Source organism: Pseudomonas anuradhapurensis (genome assembly GCF_014269225.2).
GTDB lineage: Bacteria > Pseudomonadota > Gammaproteobacteria > Pseudomonadales > Pseudomonadaceae > Aquipseudomonas > Aquipseudomonas anuradhapurensis.
Window position 1 is genome coordinate 4055081 of sequence record NZ_CP077097.1, and the last position, 15820, is coordinate 4070900.

Consider the following 15820-nt stretch of genomic DNA (forward strand, 5'->3'; position numbering starts at 1 on the left):
AGCCCATGACCGATCCACTGCGCGACGCCCAGGCCCAGCCGGCCGCAGCCACCCAGGACCCGAGCGAGTTCGCCAACCTGCTGCTGCAGGAATTCAAACCCAAGACCGAACGAGCCAAGGAAGCGGTCGAAAGCGCCGTGCGTACCCTGGCCGAGCAGGCCCTGGCGCAGACCAACCTGGTGTCCAACGATGCCATTGGCTCGATCGAGCAGATCATTGCCGCCATCGACGCCAAGCTGACTGCCCAGGTCAACCAGATCATCCATCACAACGACTTCCAGCAGCTGGAAAGTGCCTGGCGCGGCCTGCACTACCTGGTCAACAACACCGAGAGCGACGAGCAGCTGAAGATCCGTGTGCTCAACGTCTCGAAGACCGACCTGCACAAAACCTTGAAGAAATTCAAGGGTACCGCCTGGGACCAGAGCCCGATCTTCAAGAAGCTGTACGAGGAAGAATACGGCCAGTTCGGCGGCGAACCCTACGGCTGCCTGGTCGGCGACTACTACTTCGACCAGTCGCCACCCGACGTCGAGCTGCTGGGCGAAATGTCGAAGATCTGCGCCTCGATGCACGCGCCGTTCATTGCCGCCGCCTCGCCGACCGTGATGGGCATGGGCTCGTGGCAGGAACTGAGCAACCCGCGCGACCTGACCAAGATCTTCACCACCCCGGAATACGCTGGCTGGCGCTCGCTGCGTGAGTCCGAAGACTCGCGCTACATCGGCCTGACCATGCCGCGCTTCCTGGCACGCCTGCCGTACGGCGCCAAGACCGACCCGGTCGAGGCGTTCGCCTTCGAAGAAGACACCGATGGCGCCGACAGCAGCAAGTACACCTGGGCCAACGCCGCCTATGCCATGGCGGTGAACATCAACCGCTCGTTCAAGTACTACGGCTGGTGCTCGCGCATTCGTGGCGTGGAGTCGGGTGGCGAGGTGCAGGGCCTGCCGGCGCACACCTTCCCCACCGACGACGGTGGTGTGGACATGAAGTGCCCGACCGAAATCGCCATTTCCGACCGCCGCGAAGCGGAGCTGGCCAAGAATGGCTTCATGCCGCTGCTGCACAAGAAGAACACCGACTTCGCCGCCTTCATCGGCGCCCAGTCGCTGCAGAAGCCGGCCGAGTACGACGACCCGGACGCCACCGCCAACGCCAACCTGGCCGCGCGCCTGCCGTACCTGTTCGCCACCTGCCGCTTCGCGCACTACCTGAAGTGCATCGTTCGCGACAAGATCGGCTCGTTCAAGGAAAAGGACGAGATGCAGCGTTGGCTGCAGGACTGGATCCTCAACTATGTCGACGGCGACCCGGCGCACTCCACCGAGACCACCAAGGCCCAGCACCCGCTGGCAGCGGCCGAGGTCGTGGTCGAGGACGTCGAAGGCAACCCGGGTTACTACAACTCGCGCTTCTACCTGCGCCCGCACTACCAGCTCGAAGGGCTGACCGTGTCGCTGCGCCTGGTATCGAAGCTGCCTTCGGCCAAAGGGGCGTAAACGCCCCAGGGGCTGCCTGACAGCCCCAACTGCACCCAACCGCCAACCTGACACGTAATACCGAGGACATCATGGCTGTAGATATTTTCATCAAGATCGGCGACATCAAGGGCGAGTCCCACGACAAGGGCCACAAGGACGAAATCGACGTGCTCAACTGGAGCTGGGGCATGTCCCAGTCCGGCAACATGCACATGGGTAGCGGTGGCGGTTCGGGCAAGGTCAACATCCAGGACCTGTCGATCACCAAGTACATCGACAAGTCGACCCCCAACCTGATGGCCCACTGCTCCAGCGGCAAGCACATCGACAAGGTCAAGCTGACCGTGCGCAAGGCCGGCGGCGAGAGCCAGGTCGAGTACCTGATCATCAACCTCGAAGAGGTCATCATCAGCTCGCTGAGCACCGGTGGCTCGGGCAACGACGACCGCCTGACCGAGAACGTGACCCTGAACTTCGCCAAGGTCACCGTCGACTATCAGCCGCAGAAAGCCGACGGCACCAAGGAAGGCGGCCCGATCAAGTACGGCTGGAACATCCGTTCCAACGTCAAGATCTGACCGACCGCGCCTGCGCCGCCTTGGCTGGCGCGGGCGCCTTCCCCTACCCTCACCCGCTCACGGTGAAACCCATGGCCAAGCCTTCTTTCATCAACCTCTGGAATGCCTACCCAACCGACTCCTCGCCTTGCGACGGCGGCTGGGACAACCAGTGCGCCATTCGCATGAGCATCGCGCTCAATGGCGAACATACCATCAAGGTGAATGCCGGTACCTACAGCGAACCGCGCTGTGCCCATGGCCATGCCCGGGGTGCCGAGTCGCTGGCCAACTGGCTGTGGAAGCACCATCTCGGTGCCCCGCTGCAACTGAGTGGCAGCGCAAGCGACCGCCTCAAGCTCAGCGACAAGCGCGGCATCATCTTCTTCAAGGATTGTTTTGCCCGTGCCGGGCAGGCCTTCGACAACCGTACCGGCGATCACATCGACCTGTGGGACAGAGGCCGGGTCACGGGCTATTTCGCCGACCAGGCGCATCGTTCCAAGGCCGTCTGGTTCTGGGAGCTGAAATGAACCGTGTGTGCAAAGCCCTGCCGGCCCTGCTGGTCGCGTTCGCCCTGAATGCCTGTGCGCAGGCCCCTGCTCCGTCGTCGAGCGCGGCGCCTGAAGTCACCCTTGGCGGCAAACAGCTGGCGCTGGTAAACCACCAGGGCCGCTGCGCGCTGCGCCAGGCCGATGCTTCGCTGCTGCAGCTGGACATGCCCTGGCCGTGCCAGCTCAGCCCCGAGCGCGCGGGCGGCAAGCCTCGCGTGGAGCAGTTCAATGGTGCGCAGATCATCATTGTCAGCCATGTGCAGCCAGACCCGTCGCAGCCCGGCCGTTGCGCTAGCCAGTACCAGGCCGTGCGCCAGCTGGGCGAGCGCCTGGAGCCATCCATCGTGGCCCATGGCGGCAGCTGTGCGAACGGCCCTGTAGACCAGAAGAACTTCGTGGGGCTGTTCGAGTGGTAGCCGATATTGCCGCCCGCGACCGTCTGCAGCCCTCGCTGCTGGACCGTCTGACCGACGACGACCCGGGCAACCCGCAGGAAGCGCCGGACAAGCGCGTACTCAGCCTGCACCAGCTCAAGGCCTCGGTACTGCGCGACCTTGCCTGGTTGCTCAACACCACCTCGCTGCTGGACAGCGCCGCCACCTTGGGCACCCCGGCCGGTGCGTCGGTGATCAACTACGGCCTGCCGGCCCTGGCCGGCAACAGCGCCTCGAACATCGACCTGGCCGCCCTGGAGCGCATCATCCACCAGGCCATCGCCACCTACGAGCCACGTATTCTCGCCCATACCCTCAAGGTGCGTGCCCAGGCCGCCCCCGGCGAGATGAATGCCAACGCCCTGAGTTTCGAGATCGAAGGCGACCTGTGGGCCCAGCCGGCGGCCTTGCCGTTGCTGCTGCAGACCGAGGTGGACCTGGAGTCCGGCCACGTACGCGTGGCCCCGGCCGAACGCCGGAGGCGTGCATGAACCCGCGCCTGCTTGAGCTGTACAACCAGGAATTGCAGCACATCCGCGAGAGTGCCGCGGAGTTCGCCAGGGAATACCCGAAGATCGCCGGGCGCCTGACGCTGTCCGGGATCGAGTGTGCCGACCCTTATGTCGAGCGCCTGCTCGAAGGCTTCGCCTACCTCACCGCACGGGTGCAGCTGAAGCTGGACGCCGAATACCCGACCTTCACCCACAACCTGCTGGAAATCGCCTACCCGCACTACCTGGCGCCGACCCCGTCGATGACCGTGGTGCAACTGCAGACCGACCCCGACGAGGGCTCCCTGGCCGCCGGTTTCCGCCTGCCGCGGGACAGCGTGCTGCGTGCCAACCTAGGACGCAACTCGCAAACCCCGTGCGAGTTCCGCAGCACCCAGGACGTTACCCTGTGGCCCTTGCAGGTGGCCCGCGCCGAGTACTTCGGCAACCCCGGCGCGGTGCTCGGGCGCCTGGCCGGCAGCGTGCCCCAGGCCCGCGCCGGCCTGCGCCTGACCCTGCGCAGTGGCGCCGAGGTGCCGTTCTGCAGCTTGCCGCTCAGCCATTTGCCGCTGTACCTCAACGGCGCCGACGAGACGCCGTTCCGCCTCTACGAGCAACTGCTGGGCAGCGCCTGCGCGGTGTTCGTGCGCCAACCTGGCGCCGACTGGGTAGAGCGCATTCCAGTCGAACAGGCGCTGCGCCCGTGTGGCTTCGACGACCGCGAAGCAGCGTTGCCGGTGGTGCCCCAGGCCTTCCAGGGCTACCGCCTGCTGCAGGAATACTTCGCCCTGCCGCAGCGTTTTCTGTTCGTCGATTTCGCCGGGTTGGAGCGAGCGGTCCAGCGCTGCACCGGGCAGACCCTGGAAGTGCTGGTGTTGTTCGAGCGTTTCGAGCAGAGCCTGGAGAGCAGCGTCGGTGCCGACCAGTTCGTGCCGTTCTGCACCCCGGCGATCAACCTGTTCCCGCGGCGGGTCGACCGCCTGCACCTGACCGACCGGGTGCACGAACACCACGTGATCGCCGACCGTACCCGGCCCACCGATTTCGAGATCCATTCGCTGCAACGCGTTACCGGCCACGGCACCGGCCCGGACCAGGAATTCCTGCCGTTCTACGCCGTGCGCGACCCGTCGCGCTATGGCCGCGACCAGGCCTACTACATCGTGCGCCGCGAGCCGCGCGTGTTGTCCAGCGACCAGCGCCGCAACGGTACGCGCTCCAGCTACATGGGCAGCGAGACGTTCATCAGCCTGGTCGACGGCCAGCAGGCGCCCTACCGCCACGACCTGCGCCAGCTGGGTATCAGCGCCCTGTGCAGCAACCGCGACCTGCCCCTGTTCATGAACGTTGGCGACGGGCGCAGCGACTTCAGCCTGGCCGACAGCGCACCGGTCGCTGGCGTGCGTTGCCTGGCCGGCCCCAGCCGGCCCAAGGCCAGCCATGCCCATGACAACCGTGCCTGGCGCCTGATCAGCCAGCTGTCGCTCAACTACCTGTCGCTGGCCGAGCACGGCCAGGGCGCCGCCGCCCTGCGCGAATTGCTGCGCCTGTATGGCGACCCGCAGGACAGCGCGCTGAACCTGCAGATCGACGGCCTGCGCGAGGTCAGCAGCAAACCCTGTACGCGACGCCTGCCGATGCCCGGGCCGATCGTTTTCGGGCGGGGCCTGGAGATCACCCTGACCTTCGACGAAAACGCCTTCCGCGGCACCGGCGTGTTCCTGCTCGGCGCGGTGTTCGAACGGTTCCTGACCCGCTATGTGTCGATCAACAGCTTCACCGAAACGGTACTGCGCACCAGTGAACGTGGCGAGATCATGCGCTGGGCGGCCAAACCGGGGCGCAGGCCGACCTTATGAATACCTTGCAGGCCATGCAGGACGAGCCCTGGGCGTACGACTTCTTCCAGGCGCTGCGCCGCCTCGAGGCGCAGTACCCCGAGCTGCCACGCTTCGGCCATTCGTTGCGCCTGGCCGACGAGCCGGTGCGCCTGGGCCAGCGCCTGGACTGCGGGTTCGCCCCGGCGACCCTGGCCTCGGTCAGCGCCGACGGCGACCAGCCGGCGCGCCTGGAGCAGTTTTTCTTCGGCCTCGGTGGCCCCAACGGGCCGTTGCCGCTGCACCTCACCGAATACATGCGCGAGCGCCAGCGCAACCATGCCGACGCGACCAGCAAGGCGTTCCTCGATGTTTTCCATCACCGCCTGCTGAGCCTGTTCTACCGCGCCTGGGCCGAAGCGCGCCCGACGGTCAGCCACGATCGCCCGGGCGACGACTACTGGGCCGCGCGCCTGGCCGCGCTCAGTGGCCGTGGCCAGCCGGAACTGCAGGGCCAGGGCGCACTGGCCGACACCGCCAAACTGCACTGGTCCGGCCACCTGAGCGCGCAAACCCGCTACCCGGACGGCCTGTGCAGCATCCTCGCCGGCTATTTCGGCGTGCCGGTGCGCCTGGAAGAATACGTCGGCCAGTGGCTTGAACTGCCCGAACGCAGCCAGCTCGGCGTGCGCGCCAACCGCCTGGGCGTGGACCTGTGCCTGGGCCGCTACGTCTGGGACCGCCAGCACAAGTTCCGGCTGTGCCTCGGCCCGCTCAGCCTCGACCAGTACCACGCCCTGCTGCCTGGCGGGCAGGCCTTCGTCGAGCTGGCGGCATGGGTCGCCGAATACCTGGGCCAGGAACTGGACTGGGATCTCAACCTGATCCTCGCGCAGGACCAGGTACCTGCGCTGCAACTCAATGCCGGCCAACGCCTGGGTTTCGATACCTGGCTCGGCCACCTTCCGCACGATGCACGCGACCTGAAGCTGGCCCGCTACTATGCCGACCAGCCGGCCGCCGCCCACCACACAAGGAACCAGGACCATGGGTGAAATCAGCCGCGCCGCGCTGTTCGGCAAACTCAACAGCATTGCCTACAAGGCCATCGAGGCCGCTACGGTGTTCTGCAAGCTGCGGGGCAACCCCTATGTCGAACTGGTGCACTGGTTGCACCAGTTGCTGCAATTGCAGGACAGCGACCTGCACCGCATCGTGCGCCAGTTCGATGTCGAGCCGGCGCGCCTGGCGCGCGACCTGACCGACGCCCTGGACCGGCTGCCGCGCGGTTCGACCTCGATCACCGACCTGTCCTCGCAGGTTGAAGAGGCGGTCGAACGCGGCTGGGTATACGGCAGCCTGATGTTCGGTGAAAGCCAGGTGCGCAGCGGCTACCTGCTGGTCGGCATCCTCAAGACTCCGAGCCTGCGCCATGCCTTGCTGGGGCTGTCGAGCGAGTTCGCCAAGCTCAAGGTCGAGGCGTTGAGCGAACGCTTCAGCGAATACGTCGGCGACTCGCCGGAAAACCATCTGGGCGCCACCGACGGCTTCAGTGCTGCACAGCCTGGCGAAGCCAGCGGCGCCGTGGCGCCGGCAGCGATGGGCAAGCAGGAAGCGCTCAAGCGCTTTACCGTCGACCTGACCGAACAGGCCCGCAGCGGCAAGCTCGACCCGATCGTCGGCCGTGACGAGGAGATCCGCCAGCTGGTCGATATCCTCATGCGCCGCCGGCAGAACAACCCGATCCTCACCGGTGAGGCCGGTGTCGGCAAGACCGCCGTGGTCGAAGGCTTCGCCTTGCGCATCGTCGCCGGCGACGTGCCGCCGGCGCTCAAGGATGTCGAGCTGCGCAGCCTGGACGTCGGCCTGCTGCAGGCCGGCGCCAGCATGAAAGGCGAGTTCGAACAGCGCCTGCGCCAGGTGATCGAGGATGTGCAGGCCTCGCCCAAGCCGATCATCCTGTTCATCGATGAAGCCCATACCCTGGTCGGTGCCGGTGGCGCCGCCGGCACCGGCGATGCGGCCAACCTGCTCAAGCCGGCACTCGCCCGTGGCAGCCTGCGCACGGTGGCGGCAACCACCTGGGCCGAGTACAAGAAGCACATCGAGAAAGACCCAGCCCTGACCCGCCGCTTCCAGGTGGTGCAGGTGGACGAGCCGAGCGAAGCCAAGGCCCTGCTGATGATGCGTGGGGTGGCCTCGACCATGGAGCAGCACCATCAGGTGCAGATCCTCGACGAAGCCCTCGAGGCCGCGGTCAAGCTGTCGCACCGTTACATCCCGGCGCGCCAGCTGCCGGACAAATCGGTGAGCCTGCTCGATACCGCCTGCGCACGCGTGGCCATCAGCCTGCACGCGGTGCCGGCCGAGGTCGACGACAGCCGCCGCCGCATCGAGGCGCTGGAGGTCGAGCAGGCAATCATCGCCCGTGAAGCCGCCATTGGCGTGCCCACCGGGCAGCGCCAGGCCCAGGCCGACAGCCTGCTGGCCGAGGAGCGCCAACGCCTGGCCGCCCTGGAAAGCCGCTGGGCCGAGGAAAAGGCCCTGGTCGACCAACTGCTGGCCACCCGCGCCCAACTGCGCGAGCAAGCCGGGGTGGTCGACCAGGACGCTGCGCTGCCAGGTAACCCTGAGCTGCGCGAAACGCTGGCCGACCTGCAGCAGCGCCTGGGCGCCCTGCAAGGCGAGAGCCCGTTGATCCTGCCGACCGTGGACTACCAGGCCGTCGCCTCGGTGGTGGCCGACTGGACCGGGATTCCGGTGGGGCGCATGGCGCGCAACGAGATCGAGACCGTGCTCAACCTCGACAGCCTGCTGGCCAAGCGCATCATCGGCCAGGACCATGCGCTGAGCATGATCGCCAAGCGCATCCAGACCTCCCGTGCCGGCCTCGACAACCCGAACAAACCGATTGGCGTGTTCATGCTCGCCGGTACCTCCGGGGTGGGCAAGACCGAAACCGCGCTGGCCCTGGCCGAGGCGTTGTACGGCGGTGAGCAGAACCTGATCACCATCAACATGAGCGAGTTCCAGGAGGCGCACACCGTCTCGACCCTCAAGGGCGCCCCGCCCGGCTACGTCGGTTACGGCGAAGGCGGCGTGCTGACCGAGGCCGTGCGCCGCCGGCCATACAGCGTGGTGCTGCTGGACGAGGTGGAAAAGGCCCACCCGGACGTGCACGAGATCTTCTTCCAGGTGTTCGACAAGGGTGTGATGGAGGATGGCGAAGGCCGTCAGATCGACTTCCGCAATACCCTGATCCTGCTCACCACCAACGCCGGCACCGAGCTGATCGCGCGCACCTGCAGCGACCCGCAGGCCCTGCCCGACCCGGAGGCGGTGGCCAGCCAGCTGCGCAAGCCGCTGCTGGACATCTTCCCGCCGGCGCTGCTCGGGCGCCTGGTGACCATCCCCTACTACCCACTCAGCGACGCCATGCTCAAGGCCATCACCCGCCTGCAGCTGGAGCGCATCCGCAAGCGCGTGGAAGGCACGCACAAGGTCGGCTTTGCCTACGACGACGAGGTGGTGGAGCTGATCGTCTCGCGCTGTACCGAAACCGAAAGCGGTGGCCGCATGATCGACGCCATCCTCACCAACGGCCTGCTGCCGGACATGAGCCGCGAGTTCCTCACCCGCATGCTCGAAGGCAAGCCGCTGGCCAGTGTGCGCATCAGCCGCCGCGACAATGACTTGCACTATGACTTCGGCGCAGCCGACTGACAGGACCGACCATGCTGTTCACGCAGTTCACGCGCCTGGCGCAGATCAACAGCCCGTTGGGGCCGGACAAGCTGATCCTGGCCGAAATGGGCGGCAGCGACGAGCTCGGCCGCCTGTTCGACTATGAGCTGCAGCTGACCAGCGACGACCCGGCCATCGACCTCAATGCCCTGCTGGGCAAGCCGATGAGCCTGAGCGTGCAACTGAGCCTCGGCACCTCACGCTACTTCCACGGCATCGTCGCCCGCTGCAGCCAGTCGGTGGACCAGGGCCAGTTCGCCAGCTACCGGGTCACCCTGCGGCCGTGGCTGTGGCTGCTGACCCGCACCAGCGACTGCCGCATCTTCCAGCACCTGAGCGCGCCGCAGATCATCAAGCAGGTGTTCCGCGACCTGGGCTTTTCCGACTTCGAGGATGCCCTCAGCCGTAGCTACCGCGAACGCGAATACTGCGTGCAGTACCGCGAGACCAGCTTCGACTTCGTCAGCCGGCTGATGGAAGAGGAAGGCATCTACTACTTCTTCCGCCATGAAGCGCAGCGCCACGTGCTGGTGCTGGCCGATGCCTACGGCGCGCACCCGCAGATGCCTGGCTACGAAAGCGTGCCCTACTACCCGCCGGACGGGCAGCACCGCGAGCGTGACCACATCAATGACTGGCACCTGGCCCAGGAAGTGCAGCCAGGCTCGCTGGAGCTCAACGACTATGACTTCCAGCGCCCCAGCGCGCGCATCGACGTGCGCTCGGCCATGCCGCGCCCGCACCAGGCCGGTGACTACCCGTTGTACGACTACCCCGGCGCCTACCAGCAAAGCCAGGACGGCGAGCACTACGCGCGCACGCGCCTGGAGTCGCTGCAGAGCCTGCACGAGCGGGTCGAGCTGCGCGGCAATGCCCGCGGCCTGGGCAGCGGCCACCTGTTCAGCCTCAGCGGTTTCACCCGCCAGGACCAGAACCGCGAATACCTGATCGTCGGCGCACGCTACTACGTGCATCAGGAGCGCCTGGAAAGCGGCACCGGCAGCGGCGCCGCGCAGTTCGAGAGCAACCTCAGCTGCATCGACGCCCAGCAGAGTTTCCGCCCGCAGGGCAGCACCGTGCGGCCGATCGTCAAGGGCCCGCAGACCGCCGTGGTGGTCGGCCCCGCTGGCGAGGAGATCTGGACCGACCAGTATGGCCGGGTGAAGGTGCACTTCCACTGGGACCGCCACGACCAGTCCAACGAGAACAGCTCGTGCTGGATCCGCGTATCGCAGGCCTGGGCTGGCAAGAACTGGGGCTCGATGCAGATCCCGCGGATTGGCCAGGAGGTGATCGTCAGCTTCCTCGAAGGCGACCCCGACCGGCCGATCATCACTGGCCGCGTGTACAACGCCGAACAGAGCGTGCCCTACGACCTGCCCGCCAATGCCACGCAAAGCGGCATGAAGAGCCGTTCGAGCAAGGGCGGCAGCCCGGCCAACTTCAATGAAATCCGCATGGAAGACAAGAAAGGCGCCGAGCAGTTGTACATCCATGCCGAGCGCAACCTGGACACCGTGGTCGAGCAGTGCGAGACGCTGGCGGTCGGCATCAACCGCACCCAGACGGTGGGCATGCTGGAAACCATCACCATCGGCCAGGACCGCATCCGTGCCGTGCGCCGCGACGACATGTTGCTGGTCGGTGCCAGCAAGACCGACAGCGTCAGCACCAGCTACCTGATCGAGGTCGGGGAAAACCTGCGGCTGGTCTGTGGCAAGAGCGTGATCGAGCTCAACGCCAGCGGCCAAATCAACATCAGCTGCGAGCAGTTCAGCTTCCATGCCAAGCAGAACGGCGAGATCAATACCGACGGCACCCTCGACCTGAACGTCGGCAGCGGTGCGCAGACCGCACCCGACAACCAGGGTGTGAAAAAGACCATCGACGACTCGGTGAAGGCGATCTTCTCCGGCTCCGACCAGTAACGAGACCTGTCATGAGTTATCGCGTCAACGAATTCCGCCTGGCCCTGCCCGATGCCGCCGTGCAGGACAGCAGCATCAACATCCTGCGCTTCGAGGCCCTGGCCACCTCGCTGATCATCAGCCGCAGCCTGCTGGCCGAGGGCGAGACCCTGCAGAGCAATTTCGACGGCCAGTTGCAGCGCCTGCAGCAACAGGTCAAGGACCTGCGCATGCAGCCCGCCCAGGCCGTGCAGGTAGGCGCCGGCCAGGCGATCGCCGCCATCGAGCTGAGCAGCCAGTTCAGCAAGGGCCAGGAAAAGGTCCACCAGTACCAGCTGGCCCTGGTGCTGCCCGGCACGCGCAAGATGTTTGCCCTGAGCTACGTCAAGGCCAGCCCGCTGGGCGCGGCCGAAGCAGCGCACTGGGCAGCCATCAAGCAGTCGCTCGACTTCGACAACCTCGGCTGAGCCTGGGCCATGTCCGACGCTTTGTGGGCCGCCCGCGAAGGCGACGCGCTGATGCACACCTCGATATTGGCCGACATTGTCGGGGGGGTGCTGGAAATCGCCGCCACCGTGGCCATCGGTGCCCTGGCCACCGCCGCCGTGGCTGCGGCATTCGGCCTGACCGTGGCCACCGGCGGCCTGGGCTGCTTCGTGCTGGGCGCGGTGGTCGGCCTGGTGGTCGGCGTGGTCATGGCCAAGACCGGTGCCGATACGGGCTTGAGCCGATTATGCGAGGGCATCGGCAACTTCCTGTTCCCGCCATCGGTGCAGGCCACCATCATCAGTGGCTCGTCGGACACCCGCACCAACGGCAAGCGCGCGGCGCGCGCTGCCGGCGTCGTCACTGGCCCGCCGGCAGCGCTGGAGCAAGCCGGCGCGGAAGGCGCCGAGGCCCAGGAGGAAAGCTTCCTGGACATGGCCAAGGGCTTCTTCTCGCAGATGTGGCGGCCGACCGTGGCCGCGCCCGCCGCCAATACCTTGCCGGTACCGGACGACAAGGTCCTGTGCAGCAAGCACCCGCCGATGCCACCGCAGTACCTGGCCGAGGGTTCCAGCAAGGTGCTGATCAACGGCCACCCGGCCTGCCGCAGCGGTGACCGCAGCACCTGCGAAGCGGTGATCGTCGATGGCGGCCTGGTGTCGAACAACGTGCGCATCGGCGGCGAACCGATCGTGGTGCGCGAGATTCGCAGCGGCAAGACGCCCGGCATCGGCCTGGCGGTGACCGCATTGATGCTGCTGCGCGGGCGTGGCGGCAAGTTCTACAGCAAGTTCGGCTGCATGTTGGTGGGCGGCGTGAGCAGCGTGGTTACCGGCCAGGTGACCAGCGCCCTCACCCAGGCCATGGCCGGTTCGCCCAACCCGGTACACGCAGCTACCGGCGGCAAGGTCCTGTGTGGCGAGGAAGACCTCGACTTCACCGTGCAAGCCACCCTGCCGATCGCCTGGCAACGCTTCTACAACAGCCACGACGAGCGTGTCGATGGCCTGTTCGGCGCGGGTTGGAGCCTGCCCTATGAAGTTTCGGTGCAGGTCGATGCAGACGACCGCCTGGTGTTGGTCGACGAGCAGGCGCGCCGGGTCGATATGGGCATCATTACCCTGGGCGATGCGGTGTTCAGCGTCGGTGAAGGGCTGAGCGTACGCCGGGCGCACAACGGCGAGCTGCTGACCGAAAGCCGCGAAGGCGAGTATCGGCTGTTCCAGCCAACCCCGGGGCGGCCCGATCGACTGCGCCTGAGCCAGATCGGCGATCGCAATGACAACCGGATCTATCTGGATTACGACCAGCAGGGCCGCCTCTGCCAGTTGCGCGACACCTTCGACCAGGTGCGTGTCCAGCTCGGCTACAGCGAGCAATGGCCACAGCGTGTGAGCCACATCGACTTCCACGCGGCGAGCGGCGAATCGCAACGCCTGGCCAGCTATGGCTACGACGCCAACGGTGACCTCGCTCAGGTACAGGATGGCGCAGGCCAGCCGCTGCGCAGCTTCGCCTACGACCCCGCCCGACGCATGATCGAACACCGTACCGGCGGCGGCCTGTGTTGCTACTACGAATGGGCGCAGCATGAGGACGGTTGGCGGGTGGTGCGGCACTGGACCAGCGGCGGCGACAGCTACGCCTTCGAATACGACGTCGCCGCCGGCATCACCCGGGTGACCGACAGCCTTGGCCGCGTTGCCGTGCGCCACTGGAACCAGCAGTACCAGATCACCGCCTATACCGATGCCCTTGAGCGCACCTGGCGCTTCGAATGGAATGACGAGCGCCAGCTGCTCGCGGCCAGCGACCCCATGGATGGCCGCTGGCAGTTCTTCTACGATGAGTCGGGCAACCTTGCCGAGACCGTCGACCCGCTGGGGCGTAGCGAGTCGACCGAATGGCTCGAACACTGGTCGCTGCCGCGCAGTCAGACGGACCAGGCAGGGCAGCGCCGGACCTTCGCCTATGACCAACGGGGCAACTGCACGCGCCAGACCGACCCGTTGGGCCAGCACACCCGCTATCGCCATGACAGCCAGGGCAACCCTGTCGAAATCATCGATGCCAACGGTTCCAGCCGCCACCTGCGCTGGAACGAACGGGGCCTGCTGGTCGAACAGCGGGACTGCTCCGGCTACCTGACCCGCCTCGCCTACGACCCCTTGGGCCATCTGCAATCGATTACCGACGCCCAGGGCGAGCGCACCGACTACCGGCATGACGACAAAGGCCGCTTGCGCAGCGTGACCTTGCCCGATGGCCGCAGCGAAACATTCGCCCTCGATGCCAGCGGCCTATTGGCCCACCACATCGACACGGCAGGTCACGTTACCCAATACCGGCGTAACCGCCGTGGCCAGTTGCAGCTGCGCATCGATGCGCTCGGTCGACAAGTCCGCTACCACCATGACGACTATGGGCGCCTGCTTGCGCTGTACAACGAAAATGGCGAGGCCTACGGTTTCGAATGGGATGCAGGCGACCGGCTGATCGCCGAGCGCGATCTGGACGGTGGCCTGCGGCGCTACCAGTACGACCCGCTGGACAATCTTGTCCAGGTCACCTTCCTGCCTGCGCCGGGCAGCGACGAGGCACCCATCATTCACCGCATGGCCTATGACGCAGGCGGCCGCCTGCTGACCCGCCATACCGATGAGGGACGCACCGACTACTGCAACGACCCACTGGACAACGTGGTTGCGATCCGTCGTACCACTGTGGATGGCCAGGTCGAGGAACTGGGCTTCGCCTTCGATGCGCTGGGCCAGTTGCTCGAGGAACACAGCGCGCAGGGCAGCGTGCAGTACCAGTATGACCCGCTCGGCAATCTCACCCGCACGCGAGTACCCGACGGCCGCTGGATCAACCGCCTGTACTACGGCAGCGGGCACCTGCACCAGATCAACCTCGATGGCCAGGCGGTGTGCGATTTCGAGCGTGACCGCGTCCACCGGGAGACGCTGCGCCTGCAGGGTAACCTGGCGATTCAACGCCAGTACGACCGTGGCGGACGCTTGCGCACCCTGCTCCGTCGCCCGGCAGCCCAGCCCAGCCGGCTGCCGGCGCCAGACCAGCAGCGGTACCAGTTCGACGCCGCCGACCAATTGGCCGTACGCGAGGTGCAGCACCCCGGCAACGGGTATCTGCAGGTCTATCAGCATGATGGCTGCGGCCATGTCCTGGGCCGTCAGGACAGCCCCGCCGGCCAGCGCGAAGCGTTCCGCTACGACCCGGCCGGGAACCTGCTTGACCCGCAGGCGGCAGGCGCCGGGCTGGTCCGACACAACCGCGTGCTCACTTTCGAGGACAAGCGCTATCGCTACGATGGCTTCGGTCGCCTGGTGGAAAAACGCAGCCGCCGACGCGGTACCCAGCATTTTCGCTACGACGCCGAGCACCGGCTGGTCCAGGTGCGCAACCTGCAACCTGGGCGGGAACGCATCATCGACATGCGCTACGACCCGATGGGCCGGCGCACCGAGAAGATCGAATCGACGCTCGACGGCCAAGTGGTTGGCCGCACCCGCTTCAGCTGGAGTGGCCTGCGCCTGCTCGGCGAGCAGCACAATGGCCGGCAGGCGTTGTACCTGTACGAAGACGATGGCCATGAACCGCTGGCCCGGGTGGATGGCCAGGGTGCTCATCAGCAGGTGCTGCATTACCACAATGACATCAATGGCCTGCCGGAACAGTTGACCGATGACACCGGCGAGGCCGTGTGGTCGGCGCGCTACCTGAGCTGGGGTGCAAGCTGGGATGAACAGCGGGCCAGCCGTCTGCCGGAAGATCAGAACCTGCGCTTCCAGGGCCAGTACCTGGACCGCGAAACCGGCCTGCACTACAACCTGTTCCGCTTCTACGACCCGGAGATAGGCCGCTTTACCCAGCCAGACCCAATCGGTTTGGCCGGTGGTTTGAACCTTTACGAGTTTGCACCGAACCCATTCACGTGGATTGACCCATGGGGGCTGCTCAAGGAAGGCGAAACCGCAGGATTCGGCACCGATGCTCATAAAAAAGACGGCCACGATGCCCATGAAATCATGCGTCACAAGTTCATGCAGGAAAAAGGTATCGCCACGACTAACCGGGTAAAAGGCAACCCGGCGATGGCGCTCAAGCGTAGCCACCACAATATGGTTCACGACGAGGAGCGCCGTTTGCGAGCACTACGAGGGCTGGGGCCAAACCAGATGCTCAAGCGCGGCAAACTGGAAATCCGACTGATGTCCTCAGCTATCTACAACACATTGGTGTCCCGTAATATCGTGACCCTGGACCAACTCCGCACCGCCAGGCGGCTCGCCCGGTCGTATGCAAAAAGCAAGGGATGTTATTGA

11 protein-coding genes are annotated in these 15820 nt (G+C 66.0%); all 11 read left to right on the plus strand.

What is annotated here, in order from left to right; translation table 11 throughout:
- Positions 1-5 precede the first annotated feature (5 nt).
- The 11 genes from tssC (at position 6) to HU763_RS18645 (ending at position 15820) form a co-directional block, all read left to right on the plus strand.
- Entirely contained in the window at positions 6-1502 is a 1497-nt protein-coding gene (gene tssC / locus HU763_RS18595) for a type VI secretion system contractile sheath large subunit (protein WP_186688079.1), read from the plus strand.
- A 71-nt stretch (positions 1503-1573) separates the two neighbouring features.
- Entirely contained in the window at positions 1574-2062 is a 489-nt protein-coding gene (locus HU763_RS18600) for an Hcp family type VI secretion system effector (RefSeq protein ID WP_170031691.1), read from the plus strand.
- Positions 2063-2133: 71 nt separating this feature from the next.
- The gene (locus HU763_RS18605; protein WP_170031693.1) at positions 2134-2574 is read left to right on the plus strand and encodes a type VI secretion system amidase effector protein Tae4; all 441 of its coding nucleotides are present in this window, start codon (positions 2134-2136) and stop codon (positions 2572-2574) included.
- Complete coding sequence (locus HU763_RS18610; RefSeq protein WP_186688081.1) at positions 2571-3011, plus strand: hypothetical protein; 441 nt, start codon at positions 2571-2573, stop codon at positions 3009-3011. Before HU763_RS18605 ends, HU763_RS18610 begins: the two co-directional genes overlap by 4 nt.
- Positions 3005-3520 carry a type VI secretion system baseplate subunit TssE gene (tssE, locus tag HU763_RS18615; RefSeq protein ID WP_170031699.1) on the plus strand — a complete coding sequence of 172 codons (516 nt, stop codon included), beginning with the start codon at positions 3005-3007 and terminating at the stop codon, positions 3518-3520. Before HU763_RS18610 ends, tssE begins: the two co-directional genes overlap by 7 nt.
- Positions 3517-5379 carry a type VI secretion system baseplate subunit TssF gene (gene tssF, locus HU763_RS18620; protein WP_170031702.1) on the plus strand — a complete coding sequence of 621 codons (1863 nt, stop codon included), beginning with the start codon at positions 3517-3519 and terminating at the stop codon, positions 5377-5379. Before tssE ends, tssF begins: the two co-directional genes overlap by 4 nt.
- Entirely contained in the window at positions 5343-6392 is a 1050-nt protein-coding gene (gene tssG, locus HU763_RS18625) for a type VI secretion system baseplate subunit TssG (protein ID WP_420831059.1), read from the plus strand. Before tssF ends, tssG begins: the two co-directional genes overlap by 37 nt.
- Positions 6385-9060, plus strand: a complete 2676-nt coding sequence (gene tssH / locus HU763_RS18630; RefSeq protein WP_186688093.1) for a type VI secretion system ATPase TssH — start codon at positions 6385-6387, stop codon at positions 9058-9060. The genes tssG and tssH overlap by 8 nt, the downstream gene beginning before the upstream one ends.
- A gap of 11 nt (positions 9061-9071) precedes the next feature.
- On the plus strand, positions 9072-11009 hold the full coding sequence (locus HU763_RS18635) for a type VI secretion system Vgr family protein (RefSeq protein ID WP_170031711.1): 1938 nt from the start codon (positions 9072-9074) through the stop codon (positions 11007-11009).
- Positions 11010-11020: 11 nt separating this feature from the next.
- A complete protein-coding gene (locus HU763_RS18640; protein WP_186688096.1) occupies positions 11021-11455 on the plus strand; it encodes a DcrB-related protein in 435 nt (144 codons plus the stop codon).
- Between the two features lie 9 nt (positions 11456-11464).
- A complete protein-coding gene (locus HU763_RS18645) occupies positions 11465-15820 on the plus strand; it encodes an RHS repeat-associated core domain-containing protein (RefSeq protein WP_186688099.1) in 4356 nt (1451 codons plus the stop codon).